Annotated in this window: 8 protein-coding genes and 1 tRNA gene; 7 read left to right on the top strand and 2 right to left on the bottom strand. The window is 74.4% G+C overall.

Annotated elements, in window-relative coordinates:
* Nucleotides 1-120 precede the first annotated feature (120 nt).
* Nucleotides 121-1,383 (bottom strand): styrene monooxygenase/indole monooxygenase family protein, encoded by a 1,263-nt coding sequence (locus LG943_RS22915; RefSeq protein ID WP_270074418.1) that lies wholly within the window; start codon nt 1,381-1,383, stop codon nt 121-123.
* A 932-nt stretch (nt 1,384-2,315) separates the two neighbouring features.
* Nucleotides 2,316-2,387, bottom strand: a tRNA-Arg gene (locus tag LG943_RS22910).
* Nucleotides 2,388-2,525: 138 nt separating this feature from the next.
* On the opposite strand from LG943_RS22910, the gene LG943_RS22905 reads away from it, so the two are divergent.
* The 7 genes from LG943_RS22905 to rho all read left to right on the top strand — a co-directional run bounded on the left by LG943_RS22905 (nt 2,526) and on the right by rho (nt 12,628).
* Nucleotides 2,526-2,924 (top strand): response regulator transcription factor, encoded by a 399-nt coding sequence (locus tag LG943_RS22905; protein WP_270074417.1) that lies wholly within the window; start codon nt 2,526-2,528, stop codon nt 2,922-2,924.
* 216 nt (nt 2,925-3,140) lie between these two features.
* Nucleotides 3,141-4,796, top strand: coding sequence for a DALR anticodon-binding domain-containing protein (locus LG943_RS22900; protein ID WP_270074416.1), 1,656 nt, complete (start codon nt 3,141-3,143; stop codon nt 4,794-4,796).
* Nucleotides 4,797-5,090: 294 nt separating this feature from the next.
* A complete protein-coding gene (gene lysA / locus LG943_RS22895) occupies nt 5,091-6,485 on the top strand; it encodes a diaminopimelate decarboxylase (RefSeq protein ID WP_270074415.1) in 1,395 nt (464 codons plus the stop codon).
* 108 nt (nt 6,486-6,593) lie between these two features.
* Nucleotides 6,594-7,889, top strand: coding sequence for a homoserine dehydrogenase (locus LG943_RS22890; RefSeq protein WP_270074414.1), 1,296 nt, complete (start codon nt 6,594-6,596; stop codon nt 7,887-7,889).
* A 260-nt stretch (nt 7,890-8,149) separates the two neighbouring features.
* Nucleotides 8,150-9,208: a threonine synthase gene (gene thrC / locus LG943_RS22885; RefSeq protein ID WP_270074439.1), complete on the top strand. Its 1,059-nt coding sequence runs from the start codon at nt 8,150-8,152 to the stop codon at nt 9,206-9,208.
* 38 nt (nt 9,209-9,246) lie between these two features.
* Nucleotides 9,247-10,224 carry a homoserine kinase gene (gene thrB / locus LG943_RS22880; protein WP_270074413.1) on the top strand — a complete coding sequence of 326 codons (978 nt, stop codon included), beginning with the start codon at nt 9,247-9,249 and terminating at the stop codon, nt 10,222-10,224.
* A 430-nt stretch (nt 10,225-10,654) separates the two neighbouring features.
* Nucleotides 10,655-12,628, top strand: coding sequence for a transcription termination factor Rho (gene rho / locus LG943_RS22875; protein WP_270074412.1), 1,974 nt, complete (start codon nt 10,655-10,657; stop codon nt 12,626-12,628).
* Nucleotides 12,629-12,630 lie beyond the last annotated feature (2 nt).

Genomic DNA, 12,630 nt, shown 5'->3' with positions numbered 1-12,630 from the left:
GTCCGCTCCGGGCGGGGGCGCGGACGGACCGGCGGCGGGGGGCGGTGAGGCGGGCGGCGGGACGGACATGGTGGTACCTCCAGACGGGAACCGCGGGTTCAGGGGAAGGTCGGAGTCGCGTCAGGAATTGGCCCGGGTGACCGCCGCGATGTAGGCGCGCGCGGCACTGGGGTCATACAGCCACTTCTCGTAGTCGGAGGGGTCGGCCAGTCCGCCCACGAAGCGGTCGGCCACCGCCGGGTTGCCGGCGGCCGCGGCCAGGACCTCGCCCAGGTGGGGCGGGGCGCCGGGCTCCCACATGGAGTGCAGGGCGCTGCTGAGGGTGTCGGCCGCGCTCACCCCCGCCCGCCACGCGGCGGCGAAGGTCTCCTCCATCCACTCACGGGTGAAGGGGGCGTCGCCGTGGTCGAGGATGCGGTGCAGGTACACCGAGGCGCTGAGGCTGGAGACCGCCCAGCCCTGCCCGGCCAGCGGGTCGGTGTGCACGACCGCGTCGGCCAGGCCCAGCAGGTTGCCGCCGGCCAGGGCGGCGACGGGCTTGCGCACGTGCGGGCGCACGGTGGTGACCAGGGCGGCGTGGGCGTCGATCGGCGAGGCGTTGGCGACACGGGGGTAGACCTCGGGGAAGTGCTCGCCCAGGGCGGAGACAATCCAGGAGGTGACGGCCTCGGGGTCGGGGTGGCCGCGCTGGGGCCGCAGGTGGGAGCCGTCGAGGCTGCCGCCGGGGGCGTCCATGACGCACACCGAGTGCGCGGGGCCGTAGGGGCTGAGGATCGGCGCGATGAGGATGCGCCCCAGCGGCGAGGAGATGACCTCGGCGTAGTCGGCGCCCGACGGGCTGGGCGCGATCCCCTCGCACAGCACCTGGGTGATGACGCGGCGGTGGCCGCCCACGCCCCGAAGCTCGTCGGTGTCGGGGAAGAGCTCGCCGAGCATGCCGCCGCCGGTGGCCACCACGACCAGGTCGTACATGGAGGGGAAGTAGGCGAGGTCGGAGACGGTGCAGCCGGCGAAGATCGCCTTGGCGCCCCGGTCCTGGAGGTACTCCAGCCAGTCCGCCTGCTTCAGCCGCCGGTCGACCGCGATGGCCTCGCTGGCGAAGGCCCCGGCGACCGTCATCGAGCCGGGGTAGCCGGGCGGGTACAGCTCCAGGTGGACGCCGTGGATGCGCGGCGCGAGGTTGGCGTAGAAGTCCAGGCCGAGCCGCTGCTCGGCCTCGCGCGCCAGCGGCAGCGAGAACTGGGTGATCGACGGCGCGGCCGTGCGGATCTCCTCGGGGCGCTGGGCGGTCATCACGGTGACGTCGTAGCCGGCGCCCTGGAGGCCGTGGGCCAGGTGCAGCCCGGACTGCCCCGCCCCCACGATCAGGATTCGGCGGGTCATCGGAGGCCCCCGTCCGAGGGCGCGAGGAGGAGGGTGGCACCGGCCGGTGCCGGTGAGGTATCGACGCTCCTTGTGTTGTGGGAGGTGAGGGGGGTGTGGGCGCGGCGGGCGCCCGGCAAGGTGAAGCGGTTGGGGACCGCGTCACACGAGGCGACAGAAGACGACATGCTCATAAGGTGCCACACCAGAACTGCTACTAAAAAGTGGACATGGTCCTTGATCGGCAAGTGAGACCGACAAGTAAGAGCCGAATGGTCAGAGGGCGACCGCCGCACGCGCGGGAACGCCCCACCCGCCGGCCCGGCCGACGGCAGGCGGTGCGGCAGCGGGGGTACAGCAGGGGTGCAGCGGATGAGGACGGAGCGGTCGCACGGCCCGGCGGACCTTCCGTATGGTCGGCCCCCGGAACTGCGAAAACGCATTCATCAGCAATTCGGTCACCAGCGAGAAGGGTTTTTTCCAGCCCGAATCCCACCCGAATCCCGACTTCCCGACTGCAAGTCGCCGGCCGACAATGCCACCGCGCGGGGGAGTGACCCTTTCCTGTCTCCAAGGCCCCACGGTCGGCGAGGCCGGCCCCCAGAAGGGCGGGACGGGACGGCTCCTCACCCGTCGTCCGTCCTGTTGCCGTGCGGACTGCCGGCGGGAAGGGCGCTGCGACGGATCCACGCCCAGGGGCCGACCGAGAGGGACGCCGTGGGGAGCGACCGGAGGGGCGACCGCGGGTGTCGCACGTCACCCTCGCGGCTGAGAGAAGCGGGGACTCCGCGTGGTCTCGGATCCCCCGCCCCTTGTGCGGCGCATGCCCTGTGCACCGTGTGACCGCGGCGACCCGCGAACGCGGCGGCTCGGGCCGCGCGAGGACATGAAAAACCAGCGGGCGCTGATGCGTCTCCGCTGGTCGGTAAGTGATTCCGCTGATCACTCTGGGGTGCCCCCTGCAGGATTCGAACCTGCGCACACGGCTCCGGAGGCCGTTGCTCTATCCCCTGAGCTAAGGGGGCGCTTTGCTGGATCAACACTAGCAGGGCGCGCGGGGTGGATCGCGCAATTTGCAGAGGGCGCGGGGTGGATCGCGCAATTTGCGGTGGGGTTGGGCGATCGCCAGCGGGGAGCCGGTCCGGGGCGCTAGTCTCGCGGCCGTGGGTGAAGCGCTGGCACGGGTACTGGTGGTCGACGACAACGAGGTGATCCGGCAGTTGATCGCCGTCAACCTCCAGCTTGAGGGCTTCGAGGTGCACCAGGCGGTGGACGGTGAGGATTGCCTGGCCCGCGTGGGCGACATCCGGCCCGACGTGATCACGCTCGACGTCATGATGCCCCGGCTCGACGGGTGGGTGACCGCCGCCCGGCTCCGGGAGGACGCCGCCACGCGCGGCATGCGCGTGCTGCTCATCACCGCGCGGGCGCAGGAGGACGACATCCGGCGCGGCCAGGAGATCGGCGTCGACGCCTACCTCACCAAGCCGTTCGACCCCACCGAGTTGATCCGCCTGGTGCGCGACCTCGCCCGCCGTGACCGCGCCGGGTCGGCGGGGTGACCTGCCGCTGCGCCTCCCGGCTGCGGACAAGCCGCGACGCCCTTCGGCTGCGAGGACGGAGCGGCGTCCGCCATGAGCCGTGCGCGCGCCGCCGCGCGCCGGTCGGAGAACCGGCCTCTTCCCGCCGCGCGCCGGTCCGGGTATCGGGCCGGTGCCGCTGCGCCCCGATGCCGTACGGCATCGCGCCGGCGGGGGCGTGAGGTGGGCGACCCCGCTGTGCCGCACCTGTTGGCCGACCTCGACCGCCGCGCCGCCACTCCCTGGCGGCTGGACGCCCTCGTCCGCGAAGCCGTCGCCCTGGCCGCCGAGCGCGGTTCCGCCGATCTGCCGCCCGCCGAGGTGCGCCGCGCCGCCGCGCCGCCGGCCGCCGGCATCCGGGACGGCGGCCGCGCCGATGCCCCTCCGGTGGCCCGCCGCGAGCCCGCCGACACCCCTGCCCCCACCGACACCGACGGCCCCGCCGACACCACTGCCACCGTCGGCGCCGCTGCCACCGCTGATACCGCCGCCGCCGGTTCCGGTAGCGCCGGCGCCGCTGCCCCCGCCGACACCCCCGACCCTGTGGACCTCCTCGCGGCCGTGGGGCGCTGCACCTCCGCCCTGCCCCTGCGCGTCGCCGCTGACCTGCGTCGGCCCGCGCGCGCGCTGGCCGAGGCCGCCGCCGCCCACCTGCGCGGCCACCCCTTGATCGCCGACGCCGCCGCCGAAGGCCCGGGGTTCCTCGCCGTCACGCCCGCCGAGTCCGCGTGGTCGGCGCTGGTCGCCTACATCGCGGCCGACCACGGGACCTACCTGGCGGGCTACCTCGCGCACCACTCCGACGCCGGGGCGGACGGCGGACCCGCCGACCAGCACGCCGGGGCGCCGCCCCCGCTCGCGGACGCCCCCACGGTCGCCGAGGCCCGGCGCCGCGCCCGCGACGAGGCCCGCCGCAGGCTCGCCGCCGCCGACCGGGTGCTGGGCGCGCTCGCCGACGACGCCGCCACCGCGCCCGACGCCGCCACCGCGCCCGGCGGCGGCTCGGAGCCGGGCGCGGCCACCTGGCGCGACCCCTGGCTCGACCGGGGTCCCGAGGCGTTCGCCACCGACGCCGGCCGCCTGCTGGGCGTCATCGGCGAGGCGAGCGCGCGCGTGGCGTTCTGCCGTGGCCCGGGGGAGCGACCCCGGCCCGGGGAGCTGACAGGCCCCGGCCTCCCCGCCCTGCCGACCGCCGAGCGGCCGGGCGCGTGGGGCCGCCACACCGCCGACAACCCCGCCTTCGCCCTCCGCTACGCCCACGCCCACGCGTGCGCCACGCTGCGCTGGGTCGAGGACGCCCGCCGCGCCGCCCCGCGCGGCACGGCGTCCGTCGGCTCCGCCGGTCCCGGCGGCACCGGTGACTCCGGCGGTTCTGCCGGGACCTTCGATGCCGGGGCCCGCCCTTCCGCGCCGCACGCCCCCGCCGACCCCGGCGGCCCGGCCGGTCTCCCCGCACCCGCCGACTCCGTCGGTCCGGGCGGCCCGGCCGCTTCCGCCGACCCCGGTGCCCCCGCCGACTCCGCCGACTCCGGCGACGGCGGCCCCGGCGGCCCCGGCGGGACCCTCCACTCGCCCCACTCACCCCTCGCGCGCGCGAAGCTGGTCGGGGCGCTGTTCGACGGGCCGGTGGTGGTGCGGGCCGCGGCGCGGCGTTGCGAACCCCATATGCTCGTCCGATACCTCGAAGGTCTCGCGATTGCCTACCATGACTGGTGGGAATCCAGCGGCGTCCTCACGGGTGAGACCACGCGCGACCCCGGCGGCGACGACGCGCTCGCGCTGTGCGCCGCCGTGGCCGGCGTCCTCCGCGCGGGGCTGTCGCTTCTCGGCGTGTCCGCGCCCACAAGGCCGTGAACACGACCTCCCCGGCGCGCCGCGCGCCGGCGGGTCCGGGGACCGGGGCGACCGCCGGCACCGCCGGCCGGCCACCCGGCCGCCACCGCCCCCCGCACGGCCTCCCGCCCACCGGCGCCGCCACCGCGTCGCCGCGCACCGGCGGTCCGCCGCCCGCACACCCGCCGCCCGCACAACACCACACACCACCGCACAGCACCGCACACCACCGCCGCGACACCCGCCGGCGCCCGCGCCCCACGGCCGGACCGCCCGGGGAGCGTCCGCCGACCACGACACCGGAAGCGCACCACCATGAGCCGTTACGCCCACCCCGCCGGTCCGCGCCACGCGGACGTGCTGCCCGAGGACAACCCGCCGCGCCCGCCGCGCGACCTGGGTGAACTCTCCGCGCACGTGTGGCCGGCCACGGCCAGGCGCGGCGCCGACGGCGAACTGGTCGTCGGCGGCGTGGGCGCCCGCGCGCTGGCCGCCGAGTACGGCACCCCCCTGTTCGTCATGGACGAGCAGGACTTCCGCGCCCGCGCCCGCGCCTACCGCACCGCCTTCAGCGACGCCGAGGCCGACGTCTACTACGCCGGCAAGGCCCTGCTCACCAAGGCCGTCGCCCGCTGGGTGCTCGAAGAAGGGCTCAAGCTCGACGTGTGCAGCGGCGGCGAACTCGCCGTCGCCCTCGCCGCCGGGTTCCCGCCCGAGCGCATCGGCATGCACGGCAACAACAAGTCCGAGGCCGAGCTGGAGCGCGCCGTCGAGGTCGGCGTGGGCCGCATCATCGTCGACTCCTTCGACGAGATCGAGCGCCTGGAGCGCATCGCCGCCCGCCTCGACCGCGTCCCCCGGGTCCTGGTCCGCGTCACCACCGGCGTCGAGGCCCACACCCACGAGTTCGTCGCCACCGCCCACGACGACCAGAAGTTCGGCCTGGCGCTGAGCACCGGCGCCGCCGACGAGGCCGTCCGCCGCGTCCTGGCCGCCCCCCACATCGAGCTGGTCGGCCTGCACTCCCACATCGGCTCGCAGATCTTCGACACCGCCGGGTTCGACGTCGCCGCCCGCCGCGTCGCCGAGTTCATGGTCCGCGTCATCGCCGAGACCGGCGCCCAACTGCCCGAACTCGACCTCGGCGGCGGCCTGGGCATCGCCTACGTCCCCGACGACACCCCGCTGGAGCCCGAGGCCATCGCCAAGAGCCTGCTGGGGATCGTCCGCCACGAGTGCGAGTCCCACGGCCTGCCCATGCCGCGCATCGCCGTCGAGCCCGGCCGCGCGCTCTCCGGCCCCGCCGGGGTCACCCTCTACGAGGTCGGCACCGTCAAGGACGTCGAGGGAATCCGCACCTACGTCAGCGTCGACGGCGGCATGAGCGACAACATCCGCACCGCCCTCTACGGCGCCGAGTACACCTGCGCCCTGGCCTCGCGCACCGGCTCCGGCGCACCCATGCTCTCCCGCCTGGTCGGCAAGCACTGCGAGAGCGGCGACATCATCGTCCACGACCTCTACCTGCCCGCCGACATCCGCCCCGGCGACCTCGTCGCCGTCGCCGCCACCGGCGCCTACTGCTTCTCCATGGCCAGCAACTACAACCACCTCCCGCGCCCGGCCCTGGTCGCCGTCGCCGACGGCGCCGCGCGCACCCTCGTCCGGCGCGAGACCGAGGAGGACCTGCTCCGCTTGGACATAGGCTGACCGGGGGCTCCGGGCGGCCCCGCCCCTCGGCGGCACCGCCCGGAGCGCCGCGGACCCGACGAACAAGGCGACGACACCAGTGATACGAGAAGCGGGAGTCACCCCCCTATGGCGATGAAGGTGGCGCTGCTGGGATGCGGCGTTGTGGGCGCGGAAGTGGTGCGGCTGGTCGACCGGCAGTCGGCCGAACTCGCCGCGCGTGTGGGAGCCCCCCTGGAGATCGGCGGTATCGCGGTGCGCCGCCTGGGCCGCGACCGCGGCACGGGCGTCGACCCCGCGCTGTTCACCACCGACGCCACTTCCCTGGTGACCCGCCCCGACATCGACGTGGTGGTCGAGGTGATCGGCGGCATCGAACCCGCCCGCTCCCTGATCCTCGACGCGATCAAGGCGGGCAAGTCGGTGGTCACCGCCAACAAGGCGCTGCTGGCCGAGGACGGCGCCACCCTGCTGGCTGCCGCGCGCGCCGCCGGCGTCGACATCTACTACGAGGCGTCGGTCGCCGGGGCCATCCCGCTGCTGCGCCCCCTGCGCGACTCCCTGGCCGGCGACCGCGTCAACCGGGTGCTGGGGATCGTCAACGGCACCACCAACTTCATCCTCGACCGCATGGACACCCAGGGCGCCGGGTTCGCCGAGTCCCTGGAGGAGGCCCAGGCCCTGGGCTACGCCGAGGCCGACCCCACCGCCGACGTGGAGGGCTTCGACGCCGCCGCCAAGGCCGCCATCCTGGCCCGCCTGGCCTTCCACACCCAGAACGTCACCGCCGCCGACGTCCACCGCGAGGGCATCACCGAGGTCACCGCCGGCGACATCGCCAGCGCCAAGGCCATGGGCTGCGTGGTCAAACTCCTAGCCATCTGCCAGCGCGCCGCCGACGGCGGCTCGGTGGGCGTGCGCGTCCACCCGGTCATGCTGCCCCGCGAGCACCCGCTGGCCTCGGTCACCGAGGCCTACAACGCCGTGTTCGTCGAGGCGGAGTCCGCCGGCCGGCTGATGTTCTACGGCCCCGGCGCCGGCGGCGCCCCCACCGCCAGCGCGGTGCTGGGCGACCTGGTGGCCGTGGCGCGCAACCGCCTGGCCGGCACCTCGGTGGGCGAGGGCGGCCACGACACCGGCCTGCCCGTGCACCCCATGGGCCAGACCGTCACCCGCTACCACATCTCCCTGGACGTGGCCGACCGCCCCGGCGTGCTCGCCCGCGTCGCCGAGGTCTTCGCCGAGAACGGCGTCTCCATCAAGAACGTCCGCCAGGAGGGCTTCGGCGACGACGCCCAGCTGGTGCTCGTCAGCCACCGGGCGCCCGACGCCGCCCTCGCCCAGACCGTCGAGCGGCTGCGCCGCCTGGACATGGTGCGCGCCGTGGCCAGCGTCATGCGCGTCGAGGCGTTCGCCGACGCGTGAGCCCCCGCGCGCCGCGCGCACACCGTCCCATCTGCTGAGACGGCCCCACCGCGGTGCACGAGGCGCGGGCCGCGCCCTCTAGACTCGTGGTCAGGACGAGGCCGCGGCCCCGCCCGGCGTCCGCCGCCCCACCCCGGGCGGCCCCCGCGCGCCCGGCCGCACCGGCGAATCCGCGCCCCCGGCCGCCCACCGGCGCCGCCGACCGCGGAGTCCGCACATCCAACGCATTTTCCGTCTGCCGAAAGGGCCCTGTCGTGAGCATGGCACGGGCGTGGCGCGGGGTCGTGGAGGAGTACCGCGACCGCCTCCCCGTCACAGCGAACACCCCCGTCGTCACCCTGCTGGAGGGCGGCACCCCGCTGGTACCCGCCCCGCGGGTGTCGGAGCTGACCGGCTGCGAGGTGTTCCTCAAGGTCGAGGGCCTCAACCCCACCGGCTCCTTCAAGGACCGCGGCATGACCATGGCCATCACCAAGGCCGCCGAGGACGGCGCCAAAGCGGTCATCTGCGCCTCCACCGGCAACACCAGCGCCAGCGCCGCCGCCTACGCGGTGCGCGCCGGCATGACCTGCGCGGTGCTGGTGCCCAGCGGCAAGATCGCCATGGGCAAGCTCGCCCAGGCGCTCGTGCACGGCGCCAAGCTCCTCCAGATCGACGGCAACTTCGACGACTGCCTCGAACTCGCCCGCAAGCTGTCGGTGGACTACCCGGTGGCACTGGTCAACTCGGTCAACCCCTACCGCCTCCAAGGCCAGAAGACCGCCGCGTTCGAGGTCGTGGACGCCCTGGGCGACGCCCCCGACATCCACTGCCTGCCCGTGGGCAACGCCGGCAACATCACCGCCTACTGGATGGGCTACAAGGAGTACGCCGACTCCGGGCCCGCCACCCGCCTGCCCCGCATGCTCGGGTTCCAGGCCAGCGGGTCGGCGCCCATCGTCAACGGCGCACCGGTGGAGCGGCCCCGCACCATCGCCACCGCCATCCGCATCGGCAACCCCGCCTCCTGGACCTACGCCGAGCAGGCGCGCGACGAGTCCGGCGGGCGCATCGACTCCGTCACCGACCGCCGGATCCTGGCCGCCTACCGCATGCTCGCCGCCGAGGAGGGCGTGTTCGTCGAACTCGCCTCGGCCGCCAGCGTCGCCGGGCTGCTCCAGGCGGTCGAGGCCGGCCACGTCGAGCGCGGCAGCCGCGTGGTGTGCACCGTGACCGGAAACGGCCTCAAGGACCCCGACTGGGCGCTGGCGGGCGCCTCCTCGGCCACCACCGTCCCCGTCGACGCCCACGCGGCGGCCTCCGCCCTCGGCCTGGCCTGACAACGCCGCCCCGCGGCCCGCCAACGGAAAGCACGACCATGTCCCACACCCACCCGGCGCGGGTGCGCGTGCGCACCCCCGCCACCAGCGCCAACCTCGGCCCCGGGTTCGACTCCCTGGGGCTGGCGCTGGCCCTCCACGACGAGGTCGAGGTCGAACTCGACCCCGGAGGCGGGCTCGGCGTCGAGGTCGAGGGGGAGGGGGCCGGCGAGGTCCCCCTGGACGGCACCCACCTGGTCGTGCGCGCCATGCGCGCGGTCTTCGAGGAGGCCGGCCGCCCCCTGCCCGGGCTGCGGCTGCGCTGCCGCAACGCCATCCCCCACGGGCGCGGCCTGGGCTCCTCGGCCTCGGCGATCGTCGCCGGCGTCAGCGCCGCCGCCACGCTGCTCGGGTGGACCACCCCCGAGGGCGGCCTCGACCGCGACCGCGTGTTCGAGCTGGCCGCCGGCATCGAGGGCCACCCCGACAACGTCGCCCCCTGCGTCTACGGCGGCTGCACGGTCGCCTGGCGCGGCGAGGACCGCTGGCGGGCGCTGGGCGTGCCGGTGTCCCCGCGCGTCGCGCCGATCGCCTGCGTGCCCGCCGAGCGGCTGTCCACCGAGGCCGCGCGCGGCCTGCTGCCCGCCTCGGTGCCCCACGCCGACGCCGCGTTCACGGCCGGGCGCGCCGCGCTGCTCGTCGCGGCCGTTTCCGGCCACCCCGAACTCCTGCTGGAGGCGACCGAGGACCGCCTCCACGAGCGCTACCGTGAACCCGCGATGCCCGAGAGCCTGCGGCTCGCTCGTGAGCTGCGCAAGGTCCACGGGCTGGCGGCGGTGGTGTCGGGAGCGGGCCCCACCGTGCTCGTCCTCGCCGACGCGGGGGCCGCCGCGGGCACCCCGGCGCACCCCCCGGAAACCGGGGCTGCGCTGCAAATCCGGGAGGACCTGGTTGATTCAATTCACGAGCGAACGGGTAAGCATTGGCACATACGCCCCCTAGCCATCGATCCGTCAGGAGCGAGGATCGAAACATAGACCCGTGTCAAGGAATAGCTGTGGGCTCCGGTGATGTTAGGCTGGGTGAAGCACCAGTTGCCCCGTTGCGGGGCGTGTGCTCATCCGCCACAGTGTTTTCCGCGTCCGAGATGTACGTGGTTTTGGCCATGCGATCGCTGCGCACGGTTACCACTGTGTTGAGTTCGCGGAGCGCCCGTTGCTCCGATCACCCCGCCACCACCGTCGCCTCGCCGGCCGACGGCGGCAGCGTGGAACACGGGCGGCGGCCGCGGACTCATCGCCCCAACGCCTGGCTGTACCCGGAGCCCGCCGCGATCGGGTAGGGGAATCAACGGTTCCCGACATCCGCGTGGGGCACGCCCGACCCGGCCCCCCGCCGGTTCGCACCACCGGGCCGGCCGTCACCGACACATGACGGCCCAAGCCCGCTCCTTGGGAAGGACCCTTAGTGAGCGACACCACCGAACTCCACACGGACGCGGCGGTCAGCACGCAGCAGAATTCGACCGCGTCCGATGTGGACGCCGGCGACGCCGCGACCTCATCCAGAAAGAGCACGCCGTCTCGGTCGCGCAGCCAAGGCACGGGGCTGTCGGCGCTGAAGCTCACCGAGCTCCAGCGGCTGGCGTCGAGTCTCGGAATCACGGGCACGGGGCGGATGCGCAAGAACGACATCATCACCGCCATCGAGGCCAAGCAGGGCGGACCGGTTTCGGCGCCGCAGGCGGCGGCGCGCAAGCCCGCGGAGCGGCCCGAACGCGCCGAGCAGGCCCCCGCCGAGGCGGGCGAGCCCGCCGCGCAGGCGGCCCCGGTCGAGCCGGTCGGCGCCCGCGAGGGCGGCGCCGACCAGGCGGAGCGCACCGACAAGCCGGCCCGCACCCGCCGCACCACGCGCAAGCGCGGCGACGACGCAACTGACCAGAACCGGCCGTCGGACGGCGACACCTCTACCCCCGCGAGCAGCGTGACCAAGACATCCAACTCCCAGAAGTCCGGTTCCGACTCCCAGGGCCAGTCCGGCCAGAGCGGGGGCCGCGAACGGCAGCGCAACCGCCGCAACCGGGGCGGCCGCGAGGACTCCGCCGCCGAGGCCCCGGCCCAGGACACCGCCCAGCAGGGCGGCGGCCAGGGCGGGCAGCAGACCGGCCGGGGCGGCAGCGGCAACAGCGGTGGCGGCGACGACGACTTCGGCACCGGACGCCGGCGCGGCCGGCGCCGCGACCGCCGCGACCGCCGCTCGGGGCGCGACCGCCAGGAGACCGAGCCGGTCATCAGCGACGACGACGTCCTGCTGCCGGTGGCCGGCATCCTGGACATCCTCGACAACTACGCGTTCGTGCGCACCACCGGCTACCTGCCCGGCGCCAACGACGTCTACGTCTCGCTGGCCCAGGTCCGCAAGAACGGCCTGCGCAAGGGCGACGCGATCACCGGTGCCGTGCGCCAGCCGCGCGAGGGGGAGCGGCGCGAGAAGTTCAACGCCCTGGTCCGGCTCGACACCATCAACGGCATGGCGCCCGACCAGGCCCGCAGCCGCCCGGAGTTCGCCAAGCTCGTCCCGCTCTACCCGCAGGACCGCCTGCGCCTGGAGACCGAGCCGAACATCCTCACCACGCGGATCATCGACCTGGTCGCGCCCATCGGCAAGGGCCAGCGCGGGCTCATCGTCTCGCCGCCCAAGGCCGGCAAGACCATGGTGCTCCAGTCGATCGCCAACGCGATCACCGAGAACAACCCCGAGACCCACCTCATGGTCGTGCTCGTCGACGAGCGGCCCGAAGAGGTCACCGACATGCAGCGCACGGTCAAGGGCGAGGTCATCCACTCCACCTTCGACCGCCCGGCCGAGGACCACACCACGGTCGCCGAACTCGCCATCGAGCGCGCCAAGCGCCTGGTCGAGATGGGCCTGGACGTGGTGGTCCTGCTCGACTCCATCACCCGCCTGGGCCGCGCCTACAACCTCGCCGCGCCGGCGAGCGGGCGCATCCTCTCCGGTGGTGTGGACTCCACGGCGCTGTACCCGCCCAAGCGGTTCTTCGGCGCCGCCCGCAACATCGAGAACGGCGGGTCGCTGACCATCCTGGCCACGGCGCTGGTCGAGACCGGTTCGCGCATGGATGAGGTCATCTTCGAGGAGTTCAAGGGCACCGGCAACATGGAGCTGAAGCTCAACCGCTCCCTGGCCGACAAGCGCATCTTCCCCGCGGTCGACGTCGTCTCCTCCAGCACCCGCAAGGAGGAGATCCTGATGTCCAACGAGGAGCTGAAGATCATCTGGAAGCTCCGCCGGGTGCTGCACGCCCTCGACATCCAGCAGGCCCTCGAACTCCTGCTGGAGCGGATGAAGGAGACCAAGAGCAACACCGAGTTCCTGCTCCAGGTGCAGCAGACCACGGTCGGCGGCCCCAACGAGCACTGACC

Source organism: Streptomonospora mangrovi (assembly GCF_027604915.1).
GTDB lineage: Bacteria > Actinomycetota > Actinomycetes > Streptosporangiales > Streptosporangiaceae > Streptomonospora > Streptomonospora mangrovi.
Note: the sequence above shows the minus strand (reverse complement) of the source record. Positions and strands in the feature narration are given on the sequence as shown.

Bases quoted from the DNA above. Each gene is read 5' to 3' on its own strand.
- LG943_RS22915 (WP_270074418.1), bottom strand. From the start codon at position 1,383: ATGACCCGCCGAATCCTGATCGTGGGGGCGGGGCAGTCCGGGCTGCAC.
- lysA (WP_270074415.1), top strand. From the start codon at position 5,091: ATGAGCCGTTACGCCCACCCCGCCGGTCCGCGCCACGCGGACGTGCTG.
- LG943_RS22890 (WP_270074414.1), top strand. From the start codon at position 6,594: ATGGCGATGAAGGTGGCGCTGCTGGGATGCGGCGTTGTGGGCGCGGAA.
- thrC (WP_270074439.1), top strand. From the start codon at position 8,150: ATGGCACGGGCGTGGCGCGGGGTCGTGGAGGAGTACCGCGACCGCCTC.
- thrB (WP_270074413.1), top strand. From the start codon at position 9,247: ATGTCCCACACCCACCCGGCGCGGGTGCGCGTGCGCACCCCCGCCACC.